This is a genomic window from Marichromatium bheemlicum (assembly GCF_012276755.1).
GTDB classification, from domain to species: domain Bacteria; phylum Pseudomonadota; class Gammaproteobacteria; order Chromatiales; family Chromatiaceae; genus Marichromatium; species Marichromatium bheemlicum.
The window spans coordinates 39,696-62,490 of sequence record NZ_JAAXKX010000014.1 but is presented as its reverse complement, the minus strand read 5'-3'; the positions used below and the strand labels follow the sequence as shown (position 1 = coordinate 62,490).

23 protein-coding genes are annotated in these 22,795 nt (G+C 68.9%); 15 read left to right on the top strand and 8 right to left on the bottom strand.

Annotation, left to right across the window (positions count from 1 at the left end; all coding sequences use genetic code 11):
• Positions 1 to 11 precede the first annotated feature (11 nt).
• Entirely contained in the window at positions 12 to 374 is a 363-nt protein-coding gene (locus HF203_RS10650; protein ID WP_168669478.1) for a NifB/NifX family molybdenum-iron cluster-binding protein, read from the bottom strand.
• Positions 371 to 748 carry a DUF134 domain-containing protein gene (locus HF203_RS10645; RefSeq protein WP_168669476.1) on the bottom strand — a complete coding sequence of 126 codons (378 nt, stop codon included), beginning with the start codon at positions 746 to 748 and terminating at the stop codon, positions 371 to 373. The genes HF203_RS10650 and HF203_RS10645 overlap by 4 nt, the downstream gene beginning before the upstream one ends.
• 239 nt (positions 749 to 987) lie before the next feature.
• Between HF203_RS10645 and petA the strand changes: the two genes are divergently transcribed.
• From petA to HF203_RS10620, 5 genes are all read left to right on the top strand, one after another.
• Positions 988 to 1,578: a ubiquinol-cytochrome c reductase iron-sulfur subunit gene (gene petA, locus HF203_RS10640; protein WP_168669473.1), complete on the top strand. Its 591-nt coding sequence runs from the start codon at positions 988 to 990 to the stop codon at positions 1,576 to 1,578.
• 148 nt (positions 1,579 to 1,726) lie between these two features.
• Entirely contained in the window at positions 1,727 to 2,689 is a 963-nt protein-coding gene (locus HF203_RS10635; protein WP_168669471.1) for a hypothetical protein, read from the top strand.
• 83 nt (positions 2,690 to 2,772) lie between these two features.
• The gene (locus tag HF203_RS10630) at positions 2,773 to 3,327 is read left to right on the top strand and encodes an ankyrin repeat domain-containing protein (RefSeq protein ID WP_168669469.1); all 555 of its coding nucleotides are present in this window, start codon (positions 2,773 to 2,775) and stop codon (positions 3,325 to 3,327) included.
• A 378-nt stretch (positions 3,328 to 3,705) separates the two neighbouring features.
• A complete protein-coding gene (locus tag HF203_RS10625) occupies positions 3,706 to 4,164 on the top strand; it encodes an SRPBCC family protein (RefSeq protein WP_168669468.1) in 459 nt (152 codons plus the stop codon).
• A 49-nt stretch (positions 4,165 to 4,213) separates the two neighbouring features.
• The gene (locus HF203_RS10620) at positions 4,214 to 4,672 is read left to right on the top strand and encodes a PAS domain-containing protein (RefSeq protein WP_168669466.1); all 459 of its coding nucleotides are present in this window, start codon (positions 4,214 to 4,216) and stop codon (positions 4,670 to 4,672) included.
• 143 nt (positions 4,673 to 4,815) lie between these two features.
• On the opposite strand, the gene HF203_RS10615 is transcribed toward HF203_RS10620, so the two are convergent.
• Positions 4,816 to 5,493, bottom strand: a complete 678-nt coding sequence (locus HF203_RS10615; protein WP_168669464.1) for a Fe2+-dependent dioxygenase — start codon at positions 5,491 to 5,493, stop codon at positions 4,816 to 4,818.
• A gap of 83 nt (positions 5,494 to 5,576) precedes the next feature.
• Between HF203_RS10615 and HF203_RS10610 the strand changes: the two genes are divergently transcribed.
• The 8 genes from HF203_RS10610 (at position 5,577) to HF203_RS10575 (ending at position 17,214) form a co-directional block, all read left to right on the top strand.
• Entirely contained in the window at positions 5,577 to 6,164 is a 588-nt protein-coding gene (locus HF203_RS10610; RefSeq protein ID WP_168669462.1) for a hypothetical protein, read from the top strand.
• Between the two features lie 13 nt (positions 6,165 to 6,177).
• The gene (locus HF203_RS10605; RefSeq protein WP_168669460.1) at positions 6,178 to 7,971 is read left to right on the top strand and encodes an SLC13 family permease; all 1,794 of its coding nucleotides are present in this window, start codon (positions 6,178 to 6,180) and stop codon (positions 7,969 to 7,971) included.
• Positions 7,972 to 8,014: 43 nt separating this feature from the next.
• The gene (gene mepA / locus HF203_RS10600; RefSeq protein ID WP_168669458.1) at positions 8,015 to 8,845 is read left to right on the top strand and encodes a penicillin-insensitive murein endopeptidase; all 831 of its coding nucleotides are present in this window, start codon (positions 8,015 to 8,017) and stop codon (positions 8,843 to 8,845) included.
• Positions 8,846 to 8,937: 92 nt separating this feature from the next.
• Positions 8,938 to 12,429, top strand: a complete 3,492-nt coding sequence (gene smc, locus HF203_RS10595) for a chromosome segregation protein SMC (RefSeq protein WP_168669456.1) — start codon at positions 8,938 to 8,940, stop codon at positions 12,427 to 12,429.
• A 398-nt stretch (positions 12,430 to 12,827) separates the two neighbouring features.
• Positions 12,828 to 13,553: a cell division protein ZipA gene (locus HF203_RS10590; protein WP_168669454.1), complete on the top strand. Its 726-nt coding sequence runs from the start codon at positions 12,828 to 12,830 to the stop codon at positions 13,551 to 13,553.
• Positions 13,550 to 15,814: an NAD-dependent DNA ligase LigA gene (ligA, locus tag HF203_RS10585; protein WP_168669452.1), complete on the top strand. Its 2,265-nt coding sequence runs from the start codon at positions 13,550 to 13,552 to the stop codon at positions 15,812 to 15,814. Before HF203_RS10590 ends, ligA begins: the two co-directional genes overlap by 4 nt.
• A gap of 343 nt (positions 15,815 to 16,157) precedes the next feature.
• Positions 16,158 to 16,430 (top strand): segregation and condensation protein A, encoded by a 273-nt coding sequence (locus tag HF203_RS10580; RefSeq protein WP_168669450.1) that lies wholly within the window; start codon positions 16,158 to 16,160, stop codon positions 16,428 to 16,430.
• A gap of 4 nt (positions 16,431 to 16,434) precedes the next feature.
• The gene (locus HF203_RS10575; protein WP_168669448.1) at positions 16,435 to 17,214 is read left to right on the top strand and encodes a carbonic anhydrase family protein; all 780 of its coding nucleotides are present in this window, start codon (positions 16,435 to 16,437) and stop codon (positions 17,212 to 17,214) included.
• A 36-nt stretch (positions 17,215 to 17,250) separates the two neighbouring features.
• Here HF203_RS10575 and HF203_RS10570 read toward each other — a convergent pair whose 3' ends face one another.
• The 3 genes from HF203_RS10570 to HF203_RS10560 all read right to left on the bottom strand — a co-directional run bounded on the left by HF203_RS10570 (position 17,251) and on the right by HF203_RS10560 (position 19,216).
• Positions 17,251 to 18,087 (bottom strand): peptidylprolyl isomerase, encoded by an 837-nt coding sequence (locus HF203_RS10570; protein WP_168669446.1) that lies wholly within the window; start codon positions 18,085 to 18,087, stop codon positions 17,251 to 17,253.
• Positions 18,088 to 18,228: 141 nt separating this feature from the next.
• A complete protein-coding gene (locus HF203_RS10565) occupies positions 18,229 to 18,540 on the bottom strand; it encodes a YciI family protein (RefSeq protein ID WP_168669444.1) in 312 nt (103 codons plus the stop codon).
• Position 18,541: 1 nt separating this feature from the next.
• Entirely contained in the window at positions 18,542 to 19,216 is a 675-nt protein-coding gene (locus tag HF203_RS10560) for an inner membrane-spanning protein YciB (RefSeq protein WP_168669442.1), read from the bottom strand.
• A gap of 211 nt (positions 19,217 to 19,427) precedes the next feature.
• Here HF203_RS10560 and HF203_RS10555 point away from each other — a divergent pair, with 211 nt between their 5' ends.
• Complete coding sequence (locus HF203_RS10555; RefSeq protein WP_168669440.1) at positions 19,428 to 20,765, top strand: alanine/glycine:cation symporter family protein; 1,338 nt, start codon at positions 19,428 to 19,430, stop codon at positions 20,763 to 20,765.
• A 15-nt stretch (positions 20,766 to 20,780) separates the two neighbouring features.
• Here HF203_RS10555 and HF203_RS10550 read toward each other — a convergent pair whose 3' ends face one another.
• Both HF203_RS10550 and HF203_RS10545 read right to left on the bottom strand, forming a co-directional pair.
• Complete coding sequence (locus HF203_RS10550) at positions 20,781 to 21,098, bottom strand: BolA family protein (RefSeq protein WP_168669438.1); 318 nt, start codon at positions 21,096 to 21,098, stop codon at positions 20,781 to 20,783.
• A gap of 3 nt (positions 21,099 to 21,101) precedes the next feature.
• Positions 21,102 to 21,992 (bottom strand): hypothetical protein, encoded by an 891-nt coding sequence (locus HF203_RS10545; RefSeq protein WP_168669436.1) that lies wholly within the window; start codon positions 21,990 to 21,992, stop codon positions 21,102 to 21,104.
• A 251-nt stretch (positions 21,993 to 22,243) separates the two neighbouring features.
• On the opposite strand from HF203_RS10545, the gene HF203_RS10540 reads away from it, so the two are divergent.
• Positions 22,244 to 22,783 (top strand): glycine cleavage system transcriptional repressor, encoded by a 540-nt coding sequence (locus tag HF203_RS10540; protein ID WP_168669434.1) that lies wholly within the window; start codon positions 22,244 to 22,246, stop codon positions 22,781 to 22,783.
• Positions 22,784 to 22,795: the final 12 nt, after the last annotated feature.

Genomic DNA, 22,795 nt, shown 5'->3' with positions numbered 1-22,795 from the left:
TCGTGTTGTTGTCAGTGGGCGTGGGCGCACTGGGAGACGCCGCTCAGCTCGCCGGCGAGATAGGCGTTGAGGGTCTCCTCGACCCCGGGACGCGCACCGGTGACGACCTCGATACCGTTGCGCGCGAATAGCTCGATGGCCTTGGCGCCCATACCGCCGGCGAGCACCACGTCGGCACCGAGCGAGCGGATATAGGCCGGCAGTTGCCCCGGCTGATGGGCCTCGGCGAAGGGGTTGGCGATCACCTCGGCACCGACGAGCCGATTGGCCTCGTCGACCTGGGCGACCACGAAATGGCTGCAATGGCCGAAGTGCATCGACATCTCGCCGGCGAGACCGAGGGCGTCATTGGCGGTCATCACGATCTTTTTCATGGGTTTTCATCTCTCTGTTCAGTGCCCTCGGGCACTGAACGGGGTCGGTCGTTGTCAGAAGGCGAGACGCCATGCGGTTGGTCCTCCCCGTGTTCCGGGATCTGGATCACCAGGCGCTGCCCGACGAGCAAGGCGCCAGTGACCTTGGCTCGGGCTTGGGCGAGGGTGCGCGACAGCGTGGTCCGCGAGATACCCATGCGCCGAGCACTCTCTTCCTGGTAGAGCCGTTCGAGGTCACACAGGCGCAACGCCTCCATCTCGTCGGCGCGCAGCACCACCGTCTCTAGGGTGCTGCCCTGGCGACCGCAGGGCTTGAAACAGATCCGTCCGGGATCGAGTCCGATCCGGCGGACGCGACGTCGTCGACCGGGCACAGGGCCTCCGCTGGGGTGTCTCGGGTGGATTCTGGGAGCATATTCAAACGCACATATGTGCGTTTTGCATTGACAAATATCAGGGTGTTTTAGTCAAGAAAGACGAGACACTGAAATTCACCGTAGAGATTCTTTTTCGCAACGACACGCATCCCAAACGGACGCCGGGCGATTGCAGTTTGCCCCGGACGCCACCCGACATCCCCCAGGGATACGCATCAGACAAGGAGCCCTGAATCATGAGCGCTACAGCGGTCAACAAGACACGACGTCGCCTGCTGGTCGCCGCGACCAGTGCCGTCGGTGCCGTCGGTGCCGGCTTCGCACTGGTCCCCTTCGTCGCCTCGATGAACCCGAGCGCGCGTGCACGCGCCGCCGGCGCACCGGTCGAGGCCGATATCAGCAAGATCGAGCCCGGCGCGTTGCTGCGCGTCAAGTGGCGCGGCAAACCGGTGTGGGTGGTGCACCGCACGCCGAAGATGCTCGAGATGCTGGCGAGCAACGACCCCAAGCTGGTCGATCCCGCCTCCGAGGTGCCCCAGCAGCCCGAGTACTGCCAGAACCCGACCCGCTCGATCAAGCCCGAGTATCTGGTCGCCATCGGGATCTGCACCCACCTCGGCTGCTCGCCGACCTACCGCCCCGAGTTCGCCCCCGAAGACCTCGGCGCCGATTGGAAGGGTGGCTTCTTCTGCCCCTGCCACGGCTCGCGCTTCGACCTCGCCGCGCGCGTCTTCAAGGGTGTGCCGGCCCCGACCAACCTGGTCATCCCCAAGCACACCTATCTCAATGACACCACCCTGCTGATCGGCGAGGACGGCACCGCCTGAGGCCCGCTCGACAGCACCACGGGCTTGGCGTAGATTTTCGCCTTTGGGCCGACATCGACGCGTGTCGTGTCGGCCCGTCCATCGCCCTGGGGCCTACCCGGCCGACACCCCATCTCCCAGCGACCCTGAACCGACAAGAGGACTCGGCGTGAACCGACGTCTGGCAGCGCATCTCTTCGTGATCCCGCTCACCGCTTGGCTGCTCGGCGGCTGTGCGACCACCCCGGAACCGCCGCCGCAATCGTTGATCCCGGACGACCTCTCCGGCCTGCCGCAGATCCAGCTGGCGGCGCGTGAGCGTGACCAAGTCCGAGCACTGGCGATGGGCGCGGCCCGCAGCAAGGGCTGGCGGATCGTCCACAGCGACCCCGAGCGGTTGTTGCTCGAACGCCCGGTCCACCCCGACTCGGCGTTGGCCCGCGCCCTCGCCCCCGAGCAACTGCCCACGGGGAGCAGGCTCGAGGTCGCCAGCTACTTCATCGGTGAGGGCGCCCAGGTGCGGGTGGCCTCGGCCGCCAGCCTGATCCGCCCTCGCCCCGACCAAGCCGACCCGGAGCGGCTCGACGTCACCGCCCGGCTGCAACCGATGTTGGCCCAGTCACTCAGCGCGCTCGAGCAGAACTGGCAGACCCACCACCACCGTCTCGCTACGGCGGCACCGCCGCTACCGACGCCCGCCCCGACCGCACCAACCCCCGTGGCAGAAGCGGAGGCCAGCGGCGACACAGCCAGCGCCCCCGCGTCAGCCGACCGGCCGCCACTGGTGCCGAGACCGCAGACCGGCGCACCAATGCTCACCGAACGCCGGCGCGCTCGGCCGGACCCGGCACCCGTGGTCGACGCCACCCCGATGCTGCGACCGCAGCCACCCGCCGCGCCCGAACCACTACAGACACCCTCCCAGATGCTCAGCCTTACCCCCCAGCACCGTGACGTCACCTGGGCGGCCTATGCCGAGCAGTACGCACGGCTGCGTGGCTGCGTACTCACCGCCGAGGGCGCAGTACTCATCGACACCCGCACCGACGGCGAAATCCACAAGGTCCCCTGCGAGGGCACCGACAGCATCCTGGTGCAATGTCACGATGGGAGCTGTCGCGGGCTGCTGTAACCCTCGGCCACCCCTTTTCGTCACAAGTCGAGGGGTCGATACGACCTCTCGACACTCACCAACCTCTCAACCCGGAAGTGACCATGACACCCGCACGTACTCTCCTTCTCGTCACCCTGCTGCTCGTCGCCCTCACCGGCTGCGGCGGCCCCGACGATCAAGGCGCAGGCGACCCCGCCCTGCTCGAATTCGCCGCACAAGGCGACCTCGGCGCGCTCGACGGCCTGCTCTCGCGCACCGGTCAACCCGATGTGCGCGACAACTGCGATTGGACCCCGTTGATGAAGGCCGCGCTCAACGGCCACACCGCCGTGGTCGAACGCCTGCTCGCCGCCGGCGCCACCATCGATGCCGAGGACAAGGGCGGTTACACCGCGATGATGCTCGCCGCCTCCAACAATCACGCCGACATCGTCGACCTGCTGCTGCAGCACGGCGCGATGATCGATCATCAGGAGCAGACTCGGGGGTGGACCGCACTGATCTGGGCCACCAACCAGGGCCGTACCGCCGCCGTCGAGACCCTGTTGCAACACGGCGCCGATCGCACCCTCAAGGACTTCGAGGGCAAGACCGCCGCCGACTGGGCGCGCATTAACGACAAGCCCGAGATCCTCGCGCTGCTGCAGGCGGGTTGATCGAGTACGGCATTCAGGAGACTGAACCGCCAAGTCGCAAAGAACGCAAAGGTTTTTCGAGCGTTCGACCTCCGAGCGCCACCTTGCTCACCCCTTGGCAGCGGGGAGACAAGGTGGACGCATCAGCAAGACGATCGTGGACCGGCGTCAACCCTCAGTCCTCGGCCATGAGCGCCGCTCAATCCGAATGCGCTGACCGAGCATTTCCTTGGCGTCCTTCGCGTCTTTGAGGTTCGTACCCCCGACAGCCCCCCTGGAATTCCCCCCACCCCGCCGCCAGATAGACCACCGGGCCGTTTCGGGCCCGCTCGCGCATGCCCGTCCAGCGTCCGCCCGCGCACGGACGCGCCGACCCCAGCCACACGGCAGCCGATACCCATGGTCAGAACACAAGCGAGCACGCACATCGCCCGCCCGCCGGATCAGGTCTTCGCCTTCGTCGCCGTCGACTTCTTCGACAACTATCGCCGTTGGTCGCCCGAAGTGGTCTCGCTCGAGGCGCTCTCGCCCGGGCCGATTCGGCTGGGCAGCCGCGGCCGACAGGTGCGGGTCGATCACGGTCGCCGCACCGAGGCGACCTTCGAGGTCTGTGTCTTCGAGCAGGACCGCCGCATCGATTTCCAGGGGCTCAGCGCCCCGATCTACATCAGCTATCGCTTCGAGCCGAGCGCACACGGGACCCGCCTGACCTTCGTCTTCGAGCTGGCGCGGCTCGAGTTGTTCATGCGCCCCTTCGAGAAGCTGATCCGCGCGGCGATCCAGGAGGGCGGCGAGCGCGTCGTCGGCAACATCAGGGGGTTGCTCGAACAGGCCCCGGCGGCGATATCGCCGCGCTGAGGCAGCGCCGACGAAGCAGCCCCCATCACTCTTGCAGCGAGGTCACCACATGGAATTCGTCGTCGACAAAGATGCGGGGGTGATCCCCTTCGTGCTCTCGCAAATCCTCGACACCTGCGTCAACGGCATCACCCTCTCCGACCCCGACCAGGACGACAACCCCATCGTCTATGCCAATGCCGCCTTCGAGTTGATCACCGGTTACGGGCGCGAGGAGATCCTCGGTCGTAACTGCCGCTTCCTCCAAGGCGAGGACCACGACCAGGCAGGAGTGGCGCAGATCCGCGAGGCGATGCTCGGAAACCGGCCGGTGACCGTCACCCTGCGCAACTACCGCAAGGACGGCAGCCGCTTTTACAACCGCTTCACCATCCGCCCGCTGTTCGACCGCGAGGGACGGCTGATCTACTACCTCGGCATCCAGCACGACGTCACCAATCAGGTCGAGGCCGAGGCCGAGGTCGCGCGCCTCAACGCCCTGCTCGCCAAGGCTGACGCCGGCGGCTAGCCGGGTAGCCGGATTGAGCCGTTAATCAGCGCTGACGCCCCGCCCTCTGAACCGCAGGTGCGAGGCCCTCAGGCCCAGCGGTGACGACTGATGGCCGAACCTCCTTGGTGCCGCCCGAGCCCGAGCACCGCACCGCCCCTCCCTCATCCCGGCTCGGCCCACATCCGCAGCAGGTTGACATAGCTGCGGTCGACCCACTGGGTAGCGGGGTCGTCGGGGGCGCGCTCGAGCAGGGTCGCGCGGGCCTGGCCGAGTTCGTAGAGCAGCTCGCGGCGGGCGGGGTCGCGCACCAGGCTCTGGATCCAGGTCACCGCCACCAGCCGCTCGCCCCGGGTCACCGGGGCGACCTGGTGGAGGCTGGAGGCGGGGTAGAGCACCGCGTCACCGGCCTCACCCCGCACCCGCTGCGCGCCGAAGCTGGTACGGATCACCAGCTCGCCGCCGTCGTAATCGTCCGCCGGGCTGAGCCACAGGGTCAGCGCCAGGTCGCTGCGCATCCGTCCCCCGGACCCGCCCATGATCGGCTCGTCGACGTGCTCGCCATAGTGCATCCCCGCGCGGTAGCGGGCGAAGATCGGGTCGGCGACGCGTTCGGGCAGGGCGGCGGCACGGAACACCGGGTGATGGCCGAGCGCCGACATGATGATGCGCGCGAGTCGCTGCATCCGCTCGGGGTCGGGTTGCAGCTCCTGGTTATGCTTGACCCGCGCCGCGCTGCGCCCGGCGCTACGGGTGCCCGCGACCGCCGGCAGCTCGGCCAGGGTGGCGTGGACCTTGTCGAGTTGAGCCGGGCCGAGTAGCTGGGGGATGATCTGCAACATGGGATCTCCGTAATCGGGATCTCGGTGGAGGGCGCCCGTCCCCGGGCCGCCCGGATTAATCGAGGCACGAGGGAGGCGGCGACATGATCCTGCAGGTCTGCATCGATGACCGGGCCCATCGGCTCGAGGTACCCGAGGCGCTGCTCGAACAGGCGGCGGCGTTCTTCGCCCAGCTCGATCGCGACATGGACCGCGGCTGGCAGCTCGGGCGCACCTGGGTCGAGCACCCGGATCGCGAGCAGCGCTGCCGGATCGTCGCCGACAAGCTGCTCACCGCGATCGAGGACGGCAACACCCGGCTGGGGCTGCTGATGGCCGGCTACCTGCTCGATCGCCTGCCCGAACTCGAGTCCGTGGTACTTGCCCCCGATGGTGAGATCCACGACCACCGTTTCAATCTCCTCGGCGCGCCCTCGACCGAGACCCCGGTCGAGAGCGAGACCACCACCCCGGCGCTCGGGCTCGACAAGCTCGCGGCGCTGGCACGCGCCAGCGAGGAGGTCACAACGGTGTTCAAGGTCGGGCGTGGTTATCGCTTCGCGGTGTTCGACCACGCCAGTCGTGCCTGGCGTGACGGCCCACTGAGCGCCACCGCGACCGAGGCCGCACAGCTGCGGGAGAGGGCCCTCGAGGCGCGCTATCGAGCACTGCAACGACATCAGGACGACTGAACGGGACAGGGCCATGGAGGCGTTGGTTCAACTCGACTGGCAGGGCTGGTTCAGCCTGGCACTGGTAGCGCTCTGCTTCCTGCTATTCGCCTGCACCCAAGTCGCCCCCGACATCGTCACCAGTGGTGCGCTGACCCTGCTGCTGGTCAGCGGGGTACTCACCGCCGAGGAGGCCCTGGCCGGTTTCGCCAACCCCGGCATGCTCACCGTCGGGGTGCTCTACGTGGTGGTCAGCGGGCTGGCCGAGACCGGCGCCATCGGCTGGCTCGGTCCGCGCCTGCTCGGCCGTCCGCGCGGGCCGCGCGCGGCGCGGGCGCGGCTGATGGCACCGGTGGCCGCGCTCAGCGCGCTGCTCAACAACACCCCGGTGGTGGCGATCTTCATCCCCGCGGCGCAGGACTGGGCCAGACGGCACCGCCTGGAACTGTCGCGACTGCTCATCCCGCTGTCCTACGCCGGGATCGTCGGCGGGACCTGCACCCTGATCGGCACCAGTACCAATCTGGTGGTCAACGGGCTTTATGTCGAGCACCAGGGCGGCGCCGGGCTGGGGCTGTTCGAGCCGTTGTGGATCGGACTGCCGGTGACCCTGATCACCCTCGGCTTCCTGTTGCTCGCCGGCGACTGGCTGCTGCCGCGGCGCCAACCCCCGGCGGCCGGCTACGGCGACCTGCGCGAGTACGTCGCCGAGATGCTGGTCGAGCCGGGCAGCGCGCTGGTCGGGCGCTCGATCGAGGCCGCCGGGCTGCGCCAGCTCCCGGGGCTGTTCCTGGTCGAGATCGAGCGCGGCGCCCAGGTGTTGCCCGCCGTCTCCCCGCAGGCGGTGCTCCAGGCCGGCGACCGGCTGGTGTTCGTCGGGGCGATCGATTCGATGATGGAGCTGCAGCGCACCCGCGGGCTGATCCCGGCCACCGACCAGGTGTTCAAACTCGACTTGCCGCGCCCCGGGCGTTGCTTCGTCGAGGCGGTGCTCTCCGACAAGTCGCCGCTGATCGGGCTGAGCGTGCGCGACGGGCGCTTTCGCAATCGCTACGACGCGGTGATCATCGCGCTCTCGCGCAACGGCCGGCGGGTGCACGGCAAGATCGGCGACATCGTCCTCGCCCCCGGCGACACCCTGCTGCTGGAGACCCGCCCGGACTTCGTCGAGCGCCAGCGCAATGTCCGCGACTTCCTGCTGGTGAGCCAGATCGGCGACTCCCACCCGCTCGAGCACCGCCGCGCACCGCTGGCCATCGCCATCGTGCTGGCGATGGTCGCGGTGGTCGCGTTCGGCTGGCTGAGCATGCTCGAGGCGGCGCTGCTGGCCGCCGGCAGCATGATCCTCACCGGCTGCACCAGCGGGCGCATCGCCCGGCGCGCACCCGACTGGCAGGTACTGGTGGTGATCGCCACCTCCTTCGGCATCGGCGCGGCGCTGGAGAAGACCGGCGCCGCGGCACTGCTCGCCGGGGGCCTGATCGGGCTCGCCGACGGCCAGCCGTGGCCGGCGCTGGGCCTGGTGTTCGTCGCCACCGCGCTGCTCACCTCGCTGGCCACCAACAACGTCGCTGCGGTGCTGGTGTTCCCGATCGCGGTTGAGACCGCGCGCACCATGGGGGTGGCCCTCGAGCCCTTCGTGCTGACGCTGATGGTCGCCGCCTCGGCGAGCTTCGCCACCCCGATCGGCTATCAGACCAACCTGATGGTGTTCAACGTCGGCGGCTATCGCTTCGGCGACTTCGTCCGCATCGGCGTACCGCTGACCCTGCTGGTGGGCTTGGTGACCGTCATGCTGACGCCATTGGTGTGGCCCTTCCAGCCCTGAGTTAAGCTCGAGGCATCGTCCCGTCACTGGCCCGGAGGTCCGGATGTCGCCCTGGTGCTCACGCCCGTTGCGTCCCCTGTTGCTGTTGTCGCTGTCCCTGGGCTGGGGGGCCGGCGCCGGCGCCAACCCCTGGCCCGGGGTCGAGCGCCCGAGCATCGGCCCGGCGCGGGTCATCGGCGCCCCGGCCAATGGTTGTCTGGCTGGCGCCGAGGTGCTGCCCGGCGCCGGTCCCGGGTATCTCAGCGTGCGTCGTTGGCGTGGTCGCTACTACGGCCATCCGCGTCTGCTCGCGCTGATCGAGGCGCTCGGCCGGGCGCAGCAGGCGCGCGACGAGCGGCTGGTGCTGGTCGGCGATCTCTCGCAGCCGCGCGGCGGGCGGATGTCCGGCGGTCATCGCAGCCACCAGCACGGGCTCGACGTCGACCTGTGGCTGACCCTGGCGGCGTCGCCGGCGGATGCGCGAGCGTTGCTCGACGAGGGCGACCCACCGAGCCTGGTCAGCGACGATCGGGTCAACCGGCACTGGGGCGAGGATGCGCGCTTTCTCATCGAGTGGGCGGCGCGCCGCCCCGAGGTCGACCGTCTGTTCGTCAACCCGGCGATCAAGCGCACGCTCTGTGACGCCACCGGTGGCGCCGACTGGCTGCGCAAGGTACGGCCGTGGTGGGGACACGACGCCCACACGCATGTGCGTCTGGCCTGCCCGGAGGACAGCCCGGCCTGCGAGCCGCAGTCGCCGATCCCGGCGGGGCCAGGCTGTGGCGCCGAACTCGACTGGTGGTTCAGCGCCGAGGCGCGCCGCCCGGGCAGTGGGCGACGCGCCGCCGAGCCGACCCCGCCAGCGGCCTGCGCGCGGCTGTTGCACGCCCCCTGACCCGGTCTACGCGATGACGCGCCAGCCCGCATGGCCAGCGGGCTCGGCGCGTTTCGCTGTACCCGTTGCATGGCTTCCGGTATGTTTCTCGCATGCGTCTCGAAAAGATCAAACTCGCCGGCTTCAAGTCCTTCGTCGACCCCACCAGCGTCGCCTTCCCCAGCAACCTCGTCGGGGTGGTCGGCCCCAACGGCTGTGGCAAATCCAACGTGATCGACGCGGTGCGCTGGGTGATGGGTGAAAGCTCGGCGAAGATGCTGCGCGGCGAATCGATGGCCGACGTCATCTTCAACGGCAGCACCGGGCGCAAGCCGGTGGGCACGGCGAGCATCGAGCTGGTGTTCGACAACAGTGACGGTCGCGCCGGCGGCGAGTACGCGCGCTTTGCGCAGATCTCGGTCAAGCGTCAGGTCACCCGCGACGGCCAGTCGACCTATTTCCTCAACGGCGCGCGCTGTCGTCGGCGCGACATCCAGGACCTCTTCCTCGGCACCGGCCTGGGGCCGCGCTCCTACGCCATCATCGAGCAGGGGATGATCTCGCGGATCATCGAGGCCCGCCCCGAGGACCTGCGTCTATTCCTCGAGGAGGCCGCCGGCATCTCCAAGTACAAGGAGCGCCGCCGCGAGACCGAGAACCGGATGCGCCACACCCGCGAGAACCTGGAGCGGCTCGACGACCTGCGCGAGGAGGTCGGCAAGCAGCTCGAACACCTCGAGCGCCAGGCCGCCACCGCCGAGAAGTACACCCGGCTCAAGGCCGAGGAGCGTCAGCTCGGACTCGAGCTCAAGGCGCTGCGCTGGCGCGCGCTGGCCACCGAGATCGCCACCGACGACCGGCGCATCGCCGAGGCCGAGACCGGCGCCGAGGGCCATCTCGCCGAGCAGCGCCGGGTCGAGTCTGAACTCGAGCAACGGCGCGCGGCGCGCGCCGAGGCCGGCGAGGTCTTCAACAGGGTCCAGGAGCGCTTCTACGCGGTGGGCGCCGAGATCGCCCGCACCGAGCAGGCGATCGAGTTCGCCAGCCAGGCGCGCGCACGCACCGAGTCCGAGCTGGCGCGGCTCGACCAGGAGCAGGGCGACGCGGCGCGTCATCTCGAACGCGATCGCGCCCGTCTGGTCGAGCTGGAGCAGGCACTCGCCGCCGACGAGCCCGAGCTGGCCCGCGCCGAGCAGGCGCTCGCCGAGGTCGCCGGCTCGGTGATGACCGCCGAGGAGCAACTGCGGGTGTGGGAGGCTCAGTGGGACCGCTTCAACCGCGAGGCGGCGCAGCCGGCCGAGCAGGCACAGGTCGAGCGCGCGCAGATCAACGCCATCGAGCAGCGGATCGAGCGCGATCGCGAACGGTTGCGCCGGATCGAGGAGGAGGTCTCGCGGCTGCGCTCGGCCGACGTCCACGAGCGCATCGAGGTGCTGGAGGAACAGGAAGAGGTCTGTCTGGCGCGGATCGACGACTTTGAGCAACGCCAGCGCGACCACGGCGAGACGCTCGCCGAGCACGACCGAGCGCTGCGCACGCTCGCCGCCGAACTCGATCAGGTCCGCACCGAGCTGCAGCAGACCAAAGGGCGTCACGCCTCCCTGCAGGCGCTGCAGGAGGCGGCGCTGGCCGAGGCCGACGGCGCGCGCGCGCAGTGGCTCGCCGAGGCCGGACTGGGGGACGCGTCACGGCTGCTCGACGGGCTGACGGTCGAGCCGGGCTGGGAGCGGGCGATCGAGTGCGTGCTCGGCGAGCGTCTTGGCGCGCTCGGCTGCGCCCAGCCACAGCGCCTACTCGCGCGGCCCGAGTCGATCCCGCCGGGGATGATGCTGTTCGACACCGCGGCAGCGGCCGAGCCCGCGCCGGCCCATGCCCTGGCGGCGCGGGTGCGTGGCGGTGGCCCGCTGACCGCGCTGCTCGCCGGGGCATGGGTCGCCGAGGACCTGGAGCAGGCGCTCGCCGATCGCGCCGGGCTTGCCGCCGGCGCGTACTGGGTCACCCGCGAGGGGCTGCGCGTCGGGCGCGACTGGTGGTGCGCGCCGCCGAGCGGTGACGACGGCGTGCTGGCGCGCGCCGAGGCCATCCGCGGGCTCGAACAGCGGCTCGATGATCTGGCGGCACGTGAGCAGGCGCTGCTCGAGAACGACGAACAGCGCCGCGCCGCGCGCGCCGAGGCCGAGCAGGCGCGTACCGCGACCGCCGCCACCCTCGCCGAGTACCAGCGCGAGCTGTCCACGCTGCGCTCCGAGCTGGCCGGGCTGCGCACCCGGGACGAGCACCAGCGGGCGCGTCTGCAGGCACTCGCCGAGGAGCGGACCGAACTCGAGGAGCAGCGCGCCGAGGCGCTGCTGGAGATGGAGGACCGGCGCGAGCGCTTGCACGACCTGCTCGCCGAGGTCGACGCCCTGGCCGAGCGGCGCGAGGCGCTCGACGGCGAGCGCGAGCGGCTGCGCGCGGTGGTCGCCGAGGGGCGCGGGCGTGAGCGTAGCTGTCGCGAACAGGCACAGACGCTGCGGGTGCGGGTCGAGTCCAACCGCACCGCACAAACCGCCACCCGTCACAGCCTGGACCGCGCCGAGGAGCGCGGCGCCCAGCTCGCCGAGCGGCGCGAGACCCTGCTCGACAGCCTGGAATCCGGGGTCGAGCCGCTGGCCGAGCAGCGCGAGCGGCTGGAGGAGCAACTCGAACTACGTGTCGAGGTCGAGGCGCGGCTGGGCGAGGCGCGCGCCCGGGTCGAGACCCTCGAGGCCGAGCAGCGCGCGCTCGAACAGGAACGCCAGCGTCTCGAACAGCTGCTCGCCGGCGCCCATCAGGGGCTCGACGCGCTGCGCCTAGCGCGACAAGAACGGTTGGTACGCCAGCGCACCCTGGAGGAACAGCTCGCCGAGTCCGCCGCCAACGCCCCGGCGCTGCTCGAGGGTCTCGACCCCGAGGCCACCGAGGAGGTCTGGCAGCAACGCCTGACCCAGACCGGCAACCGCATCCAGCGGCTCGGCGCGATCAACCTCGCGGCCATCGATGAGTTCAAGGAGCAGTCGCAGCGCAAGACCTATCTCGACGCCCAGCACGCCGACATCTCCGACTCGCTCGAGACCCTGGAGCAGGCGATCCGCAAGATCGACCGCGAGACCCGCACCCGCTTCAAGGCGACCTACGAGCAGGTCAACAGCGGCTTCCAGACCCTCTTCCCGAGGTTGTTCGGCGGCGGTCACGCCTATCTGGAGCTGACCGACGACGACCTGCTGGAGACCGGGGTGAGCGTGATGGCGCGCCCGCCGGGTAAGCGCAACTCCAGCATCCATCTGCTCTCCGGCGGCGAGAAGGCGCTCACCGCGGTGGCCCTGGTGTTCGCCATCTTCGAGTTGAACCCGGCACCCTTCTGCATGCTCGACGAGGTCGACGCACCGCTCGACGACGCCAACGTCGGGCGCTTCTGCGACATGGTGCGCTCGATGTCCGACCGGGTGCAGTTCATCTTCATCAGCCACAACAAGGTGACCATGGAGATCGCCGACCACCTGATCGGCGTCACCATGCACGAACCCGGCGTCTCGCGCCTGGTCGCCGTCGACGTCGACGAGGCGGTGCGCCTGGCGGCGGTATAAGGGCGAGCGACCAGCGACCAGCGACCAGCGACCAGCGACCAGCGACCAGCGACCAGCGACCAGCGACCAGCGACCAAGGGATTGAACCGCCAAGGCGCGAAGGACGCAAAGAAAAGTCCATGCTTACCGCTTCAGCACTGGCGCCAATCCCCACTGGCGGCTGCTTGCTGGTAGCTGATCACTTTGTTCATCCTTTGCGCCCTTTGTGTCTTGGCGGTTCACCATTACTGGTCGCGCTTGCGCGGCGCTGCCCCTCTACAGCGCCGGGCCTCGGCATTGTTATACTCATGCGCACGAAAACGCGGGCCTGGGGCCGAGTTGCGCCTTGGCCGTCCGCTGGAATCCCGCGCTTCTGCGCGGGGCGAGATCCCGTTATCCGTGCAGCAACCGAGAGCCGAATGGACGCCGATACGCTTCGCCTGATTCTGTTGGTCGTAGGGGCCATCCTGATCCTCGCGCTCTATCTCTGGGAGCGAGGTCACGAGCTCGACGATCCGGGGCTCGATGACGACGATGCCGACTCACCACCCACGCGCACCGCGACCCGCTCCAAGCGCGAGCCGCCGCTCGGCGACGTCGATGCCGGCGACGAGCCACGCGAGCCTCACCGACTCGACCCCGAGGACCCACCCGAGCGCTTCGCCGAGGCGCTGGACACGGCCCAGCAGGAGGCGACCGAACCGCCGGCGCCGCTGCTGCTACAGGTCGGTGTGGTCACCGCGGACAAGCAGCGCTGGTTCAGTGGCGAGGTGTTGATGGACGTGGCCGAGACCTGCGGCCTGCACCCCGGCGAGATGGAGATCTTCCATTACACCGACACCCTCGCCGGCGAGCCGCGCGAGGCCTTCAGCATGGCCAACATGATCACGCCTGGCACCTTCCCCTTCGACGAGATGGCATCCTTCGCCACCCCCGGGCTGCTGCTGTTCACCCAGCTCGAGGGCGAGCCGGAGGACATGGCGGTGTTCGACGAGATGATCGCCACCGCGCGCAAGCTCGCCACCATGCTCGACGGCGAGGTCCACGACGACCAACGCCAGCCCTTGACGATCAAGAAAGAAGAACAAATGCGCCGCGCAGTGCGTGAGAACGAGCGCCTGTGGGCCGGAGTAACCCTGAGTTGAACCCTCCCGATTCGGCGCGCGCCCGTGCCGAGGCGCTGCGCGCCGAACTGCTCCACCACAATTACCGCTATTACGTGCTAGACGATCCGGAGATCCCGGACGACGCCTACGATCGTCTGTTGCGCGCGCTGCAGACGCTCGAGGCCGAATACCCCGAGCTGGTCAGCCCCGACTCGCCGACCCAGCGTGTCGGCGCCGAGCCGCTGGCGGCCTTCGCCGAGGTCGAGCACCGGGTACCGATGCTCTCGCTCGACAACGCCAAGAGCGCCGAGGAGCTGGCCGCCTTCGCCGTGCGTGTGGGCAGGGCGCTCGGGCGTGAGGCGGTCGACTTCGTCGCCGAGCCCAAGCTCGACGGGCTGGCGATCAACCTCACCTACGAGGACGGGGTGCTGCGGTGCGCCGCCACCCGCGGCGACGGTCGCCGGGGCGAGGACGTCACCGCCCAGGTGCGGACCGTGCGCAGCGTGCCGCTGCGGCTGCGCGGCAGCGACTGGCCGCGCCTGCTTGAGGTGCGCGGCGAGATCGTGCTGCCGACCGCAGGCTTCGCCCGGCTCAACGCGCGGATGCGCGAGAGCGGTCAGCGCACCTTCGCCAACCCGCGCAACGCCGCCGCCGGCAGCCTCCGTCAGCTCGACCCCGCAGTCACCGCGACCCGACCGCTGGCCTTCGTCTGCTACGGCTTCGGCGCGGTCGAGGGCGGGCCGGCGTGCGCGACCCAGTATGAGATGTTGCAAGCGCTGCGCGACTGGGGACTGCCGCTCTCACCCCAACTCGAACGGGTACGCGGGCTGGACGGTTGCGATGCCTACCAGCGCCGCATCGGCGCACTACGCGAGCAACTGCCCTATGACATCGACGGGGTGGTGTTCAAGGTCGACGCGCTGGCCGACCAGGAGACTCTCGGCTTCGTCGCCCGCGCGCCGCGCTGGGCGATCGCCTTCAAGTACCCGGCGCAGGAGGCGCTCACCCGGGTCGAGGCGGTCGAGTTCCAGGTCGGGCGCACCGGCGCCGTCACCCCGGTGGCGCGGCTCGCCCCGGTCCAGGTCGGCGGCGTCACGGTCGCCAACGCGACCCTGCACAACATGGACGAGGTGGTGCGCAAAGACGTGCGCATCGGTGACACCGTCTATGTACGGCGCGCCGGGGATGTCATCCCCGAGGTGGTGCGGGTGCTGGCCGAGCGCCGTCCCGCCGACGCCGAGGCGGTGGCGCTGCCCGCGCACTGTCCGGTGTGTGGCGCCGACGTCGTCCGCCCCGAGGGCGAGGCGGTAGCGCGTTGCTCCGGCGGGCTCTATTGCCCGGCGCAGCGCAAGGAGTCGCTCAAGCACTTCGCCTCGCGTCGCGCGCTCGACATCGAGGGGCTGGGCGACAAGCTGATCGATCAGCTCGTCGAGCGCGAGCTGGTGCACGGACCGGCCGATCTCTTCCGGCTCGATCAGGCGCAGCTCGCCGGACTCGAGCGCATGGGCGAGAAGTCGGCGGCGAACCTGATCGCCGCGCTCGATCGCGCCCGCTCGACCGATCTCGCCCGCTTCATCTACGCACTCGGCATCCGCGAGGTCGGCGAGAGCACGGCGCGCGCGCTGGCGCGTGGCTTCGGTTCGCTGGACGCGCTGATGGCGGCGCGCGAGGGCGACTTCGTGCAGCGGCGTGGGGTGAGCGGGATCGGTCCGGTGACCGCCGAGGCCCTGGCCGCGGCCCTGGCGGATGCTGCCGATCCCGCCCCGGACGCGCAACCGGTCGACTGGCTGCTCGGGCTCGGCGTACGCGGCCTGACCCGGCCCCGCGCCGAGACGCTGGTCGAGCACTTCGGCACCCTCGAGGCGCTGCGCGCGGCCGACGCCGAAGACTTGCGCGCCGAGACCCGGAGCCTGATCGAGGGTGTCGGCCCGGTGGTCGCGGCGCACCTCGTCGCCTTCTTCGCCCAGTCGCACAATCGCGAGGCGATCGCGGCCCTACGTGAGGTCGGCGTGCACTGGCCGGAGCAGAGCGCGGCGGCGGATGATGCCCCGGTCGAGCCCGAGGCGCGGCCGCTCGCCGGTCGCACCCTAGTCATCACCGGCACCCTGAGCCGCCCCCGGCCCGAGATCAAGGCCCGACTCGAGGCCCTGGGCGCACGGGTGAGCGGCAGCCTCTCGGGCAAGACCGACTATCTGCTCGCCGGCGAGGCCGCCGGCTCCAAGCTCACCCGCGCCCGCGATCTCGGCGTCGAGGTGCTCGACGAGGCCGGCCTCGAGGCGCTGATCGGCGGCGCTGGGTAGGGCCGCCAGCCGTCAGTGGGCGTGCACACCGGCGTCAGTGGCGACAGACAAGCCCGCCCGCCAACTGGTGACTGGCGGGCAGAGCCTCCCCCTGCTCGTCTCGATCGTCTTTACCGCTGTCGTCGAGTACCAGCTTCCACATGAAAACTGGCCGCTAAAGCGCTTTTAAAACGCTTTCTTTGCGCCCTTTGAGTCTTGGCGGTTCAATTTGCTGGCGGCTGGCGGCTGTCGCCCCTTCCCCCATTGCCCGGCGGCGGCGGCTGATGCAAGATTGGGGCGCGGGCTGGCGGTCTCGCCCGCGGGGTTTCACGGCGGCATGCCGCCCTCACCGCAGGGATCGATCATGAGCGAACTGTCCCCCGAGCAGCAGGTCCTGATCACCATGCGCAAGACGCTGACCGCGATTGTGCGCGACCTCACCCCACCACCTGGGATGCGTCATCCACTCTCGACCGCCACCATCGACGAGGTCCGTCACTGCCTCGGCGTAATCGCCGCACGAGAACGTGTACTCGCCGAGCAGGATGGGCGCGGCGGCGAGCGTCCGGCCTACGCCGATCAGCCTGGCACGGCACAGGTGGTGCCAATCGACAGCCTCAGATCACGCCAGGACTGAGCCGGTGACGGGCCGACACTGGCAGGCGCTCGGGCTGACCCTGTTACTGGCGTCCGGCGATGCCGCGGCGGGCGACGAGGCGACCGATATCACGATCGATCCGCCTTGGGGCTATGCCGATGGTACAGGGCCGGAACACTGGGGGGTACTCGACCCTGCCTTCGCCACCTGTACCGAAGGGCGATCGCAGTCGCCGATCGACATCCGAGGGGCGCGCCGGATCGGCTATATGCCGTTGCTGTTCCGTTACCGCTCGCACCTGCTCGAACTGGTCAACACCGGACGCGGCATCCGGCTGCTCACCCCGCCGGGGAGTGCATTGGTGATCCGCGGCAGCGCCTACGATCTTTCGCACATCGACTTCCACGTCCCCGGTGAACACCGCATCGAGGGGCGCTCTCACGACGCCGAGCTGCAGCTGGTTCATCGTGACCGCCAGGGTGGCTATGCCATCGTCGCGGTGGGGTTGCGGACGGCGGCGCGTGACAACAGGATCTTCGAGCGCATCCTCGATCATCTACCGACACGCCCCGGTGAACGCACGCGTCATCGTCAGATCGGGGTCAACCCACTCTTCCTGTTGCCGCTCGATCGCGGCTATTTCCGCTATCACGGCTCGCTCACCCAACCACCGTGCCGGGAGTCGGCGCTGTGGCTGGTGTTCCGGGAGCCACTCGAGGTCGGGGCAGGACAGTTGCAGCGGCTGCGGGCGGTGATCGGGGAGAATGCCCGTCCACCACAGCCGCGCAACGGGCGCGAGGTGCTGGCACTGCCGCGCTACTGAGGGTCGCGTCCCGCGCGGGCGGGACGCGGGCGCGGGTCAGTCCTCCTTGGGGGTGACCGTCACGATCTCCTCGTTGAGCTCGACCATGGCACCATCACGCATCTTGGTCAGGCGCTCGCCGAGTTCGCGGCGCTTGAGCATGGCGCTGAGTTGCGGCTTGGCGTCCTCGAAGCTCGGCGGCTCGGCTTGACGGGTCTCCTGCAGCTCGATGACGTGCCAGCCGAACTGGGTCTGCACCGGTTTCTCGGAGTGACTGCCGGGCTTCATCGCAGCGACCGCCTCGGCGAAGGGGGCGACCATCTGGCCGGCGTCGAACCAATCGAGTTCGCCTCCATTCTTGCCGGTCGGGCCGAGCGAGTGCTCCTTGGCCAGCTCGGCAAAGTCGGCGCCCTTGTCGAGCTGCTTGATCAGCTTCTTGGCCGCCGCCTCGTCCTTGACCAGGATGTGACGGGCCTTGTACTCGGTGCGGGCGGCACGTTCGACGACCTGATCATAGGCTTCCTTGAGCGCCTTCTCGCTGGGCTCGATCTCCTCGGCCATGGCCCCGAGCGCGGCGCTCGAGAGCACCTTCATGCGCTGCAGCTCCAGCGCTGCGGCGACCTCGCGGTTGTCCTCCAGATCACGCTGCTCGGCCTCCTGCGAGGCCACTACCAGGTTCATGAATTCATCGAAGGCACGCTGCTGCACCGCCTGGGTGTCGGCCTCAGGGTTCTGCTGCAGCCGCTCCACATAGAACAGCCGGAAGAGGTCGAGCGGGTACTCGACGCCATTGACGGTGGCAATGACGGTGTCGGCGTCCTGCTCGGCCAACGCGCTACCCGGTCCGGCGGCAAGCAGGGCGCAGACCAGGAGCGAGAGGGTGGATCTCTTCATGGTGAATGCTTCCTTGGGGTTGGAGTGAATGAGCTGATGCCTGGGCGCGTCGGGGCGCCGCGCGGACGTCCCAATGGGGATCGATGCATCCGCTGTCAGCGCCTTGTGCGACCCCGACGGCAAGCGTCGGTTCCACACCGATCAGTCGCCGGTGGGGGGAAAGACCTGCTTGAAGGGACGCACCTCGACCTCGGCGTAGACGCCGGCGGCGCAATAAGGATCGGCCTCGGCCCAGGCGCGGGCAGTGTCGAGATCGGGGAACTCGGCGACCACCAGCGAGCCACTGAAGCCGGCGCTGCCGGGGTCGGCGGCGTCGATCGCCGGGTGCGGCCCGGCGAGCACCAAACGCCCGGCGTCGTGCAGTGAACGCAGCCGCTCGAGGTGTGCCGGACGGGCCTGGAGCCGGCGCTCGAGGCTGTCCGGGGTGTCGACGGCGATGATGGCATAGAACACGTCAGTCGGCCTCCTGGGGACGAGGTTCGTCTTCGATGTGACGGGCGAGATAGAACGCCTGGAACAACACGAAGACCAGGGTCATGCCCATCATACCGAACAGCTTGAAGTTGACCCAGACCTCCTCCCCGGCCTGGGCCTCGGTGCAGAGGCCGAGCAGCTCGCCCTCGAACAGGGTGCTACAGCTGCCGAGATCGACGCTGGCCAACCCGGTGCTGGCGAGCAGTGCCTGATGGCTGGCGAAGAAGCCACTGGCGACATAGACCACGAACAGGTTGGTCAGTCCCAGCACCAGGAAGAAGGCGATCCACATCAGGTTGAGTCGACGCCAGACCGCCGACTCAACGCTGACCGCATGCCCCATGGTGCGTTCGACCAGGGTGCGCCGACCGATCAACTGGCTGGCGAGGAAGGCGGCGGCGAACAGCCAGTTGACGATGGTCGGCTTCCACATCACGAAGATCGGGTCGCGCAGGGCCAAGGTCATGCCACCGAACACCACCAGCAACCCCAGGGTGACCAGCTGCATGGTCTCGACCCGGCGCTGGCGCCACCAGGTCCAACCGAGCTGCGCCGCCGAGGCGAGGATCGCCACCGTGGTGGCCACATAGATGCCGGCGAGCTTGTAGGCGACGAAGAACAGCAGGATGGGAAAGAAATCGATCAGTAGTTTCATGGTGTGTGGTGATGTCCTTCGTTTGGCCTCTGACCGGCGCCCGACGCCGATCGGCATTCGCCGCCCCCGGCGGCATGCGACTCCTCATCAAGAGCATACGGGCAAGGGTCGGTCGTGGTAAATGGGGCCGACCCGGCGTTGTAAGGCCCCGGGCCCGGCGCTGTATAGTGCACCGCAGGTCCTGAAGGCATTGCATCGAGAGGAGGTGTGGATGGAGTCCATAACGACATGGATCGGGGTACTCAACGGCTGGGTGTGGGGACCACCGATGCTGGTGGTGATCCTCGGCACCGGGTTGTTCTTGCTGATCGGGTTGCGGTTGATGCCCTGGTTCCGGCTCGGCTACGGCCTGCGCATGCTGTGGTCGGGGCGGCGCGGACATGGTGAGGGGGACATCACCCCGTTCAACGCGCTGATGACCTCGCTATCGGCGACCGTGGGTACCGGTAACATCGCCGGTGTCGGCACGGCAATCGCGATCGGCGGTCCCGGGGCGCTGTTCTGGATGTGGTGCACCGCACTGGTGGGCATGGCGACCAAGTATGCCGAGGGCGTGCTGGCGGTGAAATACCGCGAGGTCGACGCCAAGGGCAACCATGTCGGCGGACCGATGTACTACATCAAGAACGGTCTCGGGCGGCGCTGGTTGTGGCTGGGCGCGGCCTTCGCGGTGTTCGGCGCCATGGCCGGGTTCGGTATCGGCAACATGGTGCAGGCCAACTCGGTGGCCGACGCACTCCATTCCAAGTTCGCCCTGCCCAAGGCCTGGGTCGGCGGGGTGATGGCGCTGCTGGTCGGGTTGGTGCTGATCGGCGGCATCCGCTGGATCGCCCAGGTCGCCGGCAAGCTGGTGCCCTTCATGGCGATCGCCTACGTACTCGGCGGGTTGGTGGTGCTGGGGCTCAACGCCGAGGCGCTGCCCGGCGCGATCGTGCAGATCGTCGAGTACGCCTTCTCACCCACCGCAGCGGTCGGCGGATTTGCTGGCGCGACCGTGATGATGGGGATCCAGATGGGGGTGGCACGCGGCATCTTCTCCAACGAGGCCGGGCTCGGCAGCGCGCCGATCGCACACGCCGCGGCGAAGAACGACAACCCGGTGCAGCAAGGCACCATCGCCATGCTCGGCACCTTCATCGACACCCTGATCATCTGCACCATCACCGGGCTGGTGATCATGGTCACCGGCGCCTGGACCAGCGGCGAGACCGGTGCCAGCCTCTCGGCAGCGGCCTTCGGCGCCGGACTACCCGGGGTCGGCGGTTATGTGGTGGCGCTGGGTCTGGCGCTGTTTGCCTTCACCACCATCCTCGGCTGGAGCGTCTATGGTGAGCGCTGCATCGAGTATCTGTTCGGGGTCCGCGCGATCCTGCCGTTCCGACTGGTGTGGGTCGCGGCGATCCCGGTCGGCGCCCTGGTCAAGCTGGAGTTCGTGTGGCTGGTGGCCGACACCCTCAACGCGATGATGGCGCTGCCCAACCTGCTGGCGCTGCTGTTGCTCAGCCCGGTGGTGTTCCGGCTGACGCGCGAGCACTTCGCCCGCGCCTGAGGCCGTGCTCCGGGGTCAGGCGGCCCCGGAGCCCCCCTGGCAGGGGGGCGATTGTGGCGCGACACCGCCCTTCTCGTGCCATTCCTCCGGGGTCCAGGTGTGCTGGCTGAGGGCGTGCAACCCCTGCTCGAATTCCTCGGCGAGTAGGGTGTTGATGGTACGGTGACGCTCGATGAGCGCCTGTCCGGCAAAGGCCTCGCTGACCACCAGCAGCTTGAAGTGCGACTCGGCATCAGGCGTCACCGCATGCATGTAACTCTCGTCGACCACGTCCAAATGGAGCGGCTCGAGGGCCTCGCGGAGGCGGTTCTCGATGCGGGTGCGTCGGTTCATCGGTCATCTCTCCCGTGGTTCGGGTTGCGGGTCGGTGGGGACACCACCGGTGATCTCGATGTGCTCGGTCTCGCGCAGGGCCTGCTGCATGCAGGTCAGCACATGATCGAGCGCGGTGTCGTGACGCGGATCGGCGAGCACGGCGTGATCGAGCCCCTCGACCCGACCGTAGAGGGCGCGTCGCAGGTGATCACGCGTATGGATCTGATGACGCAGATCCTCCACCAGGTGCTCGAATTCGCTGCGCGTCGGCGCCTGTCCCAGGGTCTGGAACAAGGCGGCCAAGGCGGCGAATAGCGCGCGGGCGCGCGCATCGAGCCCGAACTCGCGCGGGTCCCAATCGCGCAGCGCCGTGTCGCGCCCGACCCAGACCCGGTAGCTCTCCTTGTGCAGGGCGTGGTAGAGCGCCTCCTCCGAGACCAGGAACACCAGCAGGTGGCGTGGGTTGGCGTCGTAGGGGGCATCGCGTACCTGCCAGCGGCACTCGCGCACCAGGCGGTGGATGCGGATGTGCTCGCGGAAGTCGGCGGCCTGGAGCTGGTCGAGGATGAGCACCGTCGGCTCGCCCTCGCTCTGCGCGCAGGCCTCGCTGACGGCGAGGTCCAGAGGCGCGATCGGCGGCTCCTCGCGCCCGAGTTCGTCGCGACTCGGCGGCAGGATCACCTCGGGCTGGGGCGGCTGGGTGGCGGTGAAGTCGTGATAGACGATCTGTCCGATCCCCAAGGCACGCGCCAAGGCATTGGCGAAGGCGCTCTTGCGCCGCCCACCGTCGCCGGCGACGTTGAGCGCACGCAGCCCCCGCGGCCTGCTCTCGAGCAAGCAACGGACCTCGAATTCGTAGTCGTCGTTGGACTCGAACCCGTGCTCGGCCATGCGTTCGCGCAGACTGGACATGCACGGATGATAGCCGCTCGATCACAGCAGGAGCCAGTCCACCAGCGCCAGCGGCTGGCAACTAGCGGCTGACGACGGCTGACAACCGACGGCTGCTCGCTGAGGGCTGAGGGCTGGCAACTGGCGGCTGGCAGCTGATGGCTGAACACCCAAAGCCGGCCATTGGCGACGGCGCCACCACCCATAGGGGGTCGCCGAGACGCCATGCTACACTCAGCGATGTCTCCTCAACCCTCCATCGCGGCAAGGACATGACCAGGCAGAAGACCTACCTCGTGATCTCGGCGCTCGGCGAAGACCACCCCGGTATCGTCGATCAGATCTCCCGGACCGTGCTGGAGCACGGCTGCAATATCGAGGACAGCCGGATGAGCGTCCTGGGCGGCGAATTCGCCGCGATGCTGTTGGTGGAGGGGAAGTGGAACACCCTCGCCAAGATCGAGAACGCGCTGCCCGAACTCGAGCGTCAGCTCGGCATGACCATCGTCTCCAAGCGCACCGGCCAGCGTAACGCCGAGGCCAATCTGCTGCCCTACGCGGTCGACGTGGTGTCGATGGATCATCCGGGAATCGTCAACAACCTCGCCGCCTTCTTCGCCGAGCGCCGGATCAACATCGAGGACATGGCCACCAGCACCTATGCCGCGGCCCATACCGGTACCCCGATGTTCTCGGTGCACATCGCCGTGGGCATCCCCGCCGACATCCATATCGCCGGATTGCGCGACGAGTTCATGGACTACTGCGACGGGCTCAACCTCGATGCCGTGCTCGAGCCGCTCAAGGGTTGAGCCGACGCGGCG

What these genes read in the sequence shown, in the direction of transcription:
- petA (WP_168669473.1), top strand. Translation starts at nt 988, where the DNA reads ATGAGCGCTACAGCGGTCAACAAGACACGACGTCGCCTGCTGGTCGCC.
- HF203_RS10630 (WP_168669469.1), top strand. Translation starts at nt 2,773, where the DNA reads ATGACACCCGCACGTACTCTCCTTCTCGTCACCCTGCTGCTCGTCGCC.
- HF203_RS10650 (WP_168669478.1), bottom strand. Translation starts at nt 374, where the DNA reads ATGAAAAAGATCGTGATGACCGCCAATGACGCCCTCGGTCTCGCCGGC.
- HF203_RS10540 (WP_168669434.1), top strand. Translation starts at nt 22,244, where the DNA reads ATGACCAGGCAGAAGACCTACCTCGTGATCTCGGCGCTCGGCGAAGAC.
- HF203_RS10590 (WP_168669454.1), top strand. Translation starts at nt 12,828, where the DNA reads ATGGACGCCGATACGCTTCGCCTGATTCTGTTGGTCGTAGGGGCCATC.
- HF203_RS10605 (WP_168669460.1), top strand. Translation starts at nt 6,178, where the DNA reads ATGGAGGCGTTGGTTCAACTCGACTGGCAGGGCTGGTTCAGCCTGGCA.
- HF203_RS10580 (WP_168669450.1), top strand. Translation starts at nt 16,158, where the DNA reads ATGAGCGAACTGTCCCCCGAGCAGCAGGTCCTGATCACCATGCGCAAG.
- mepA (WP_168669458.1), top strand. Translation starts at nt 8,015, where the DNA reads ATGTCGCCCTGGTGCTCACGCCCGTTGCGTCCCCTGTTGCTGTTGTCG.
- HF203_RS10550 (WP_168669438.1), bottom strand. Translation starts at nt 21,098, where the DNA reads ATGAACCGACGCACCCGCATCGAGAACCGCCTCCGCGAGGCCCTCGAG.
- HF203_RS10555 (WP_168669440.1), top strand. Translation starts at nt 19,428, where the DNA reads ATGGAGTCCATAACGACATGGATCGGGGTACTCAACGGCTGGGTGTGG.
- HF203_RS10560 (WP_168669442.1), bottom strand. Translation starts at nt 19,216, where the DNA reads ATGAAACTACTGATCGATTTCTTTCCCATCCTGCTGTTCTTCGTCGCC.
- HF203_RS10610 (WP_168669462.1), top strand. Translation starts at nt 5,577, where the DNA reads ATGATCCTGCAGGTCTGCATCGATGACCGGGCCCATCGGCTCGAGGTA.
- HF203_RS10625 (WP_168669468.1), top strand. Translation starts at nt 3,706, where the DNA reads ATGGTCAGAACACAAGCGAGCACGCACATCGCCCGCCCGCCGGATCAG.
- HF203_RS10615 (WP_168669464.1), bottom strand. Translation starts at nt 5,493, where the DNA reads ATGTTGCAGATCATCCCCCAGCTACTCGGCCCGGCTCAACTCGACAAG.
- HF203_RS10570 (WP_168669446.1), bottom strand. Translation starts at nt 18,087, where the DNA reads ATGAAGAGATCCACCCTCTCGCTCCTGGTCTGCGCCCTGCTTGCCGCC.
- HF203_RS10620 (WP_168669466.1), top strand. Translation starts at nt 4,214, where the DNA reads ATGGAATTCGTCGTCGACAAAGATGCGGGGGTGATCCCCTTCGTGCTC.
- smc (WP_168669456.1), top strand. Translation starts at nt 8,938, where the DNA reads ATGCGTCTCGAAAAGATCAAACTCGCCGGCTTCAAGTCCTTCGTCGAC.
- HF203_RS10545 (WP_168669436.1), bottom strand. Translation starts at nt 21,992, where the DNA reads ATGTCCAGTCTGCGCGAACGCATGGCCGAGCACGGGTTCGAGTCCAAC.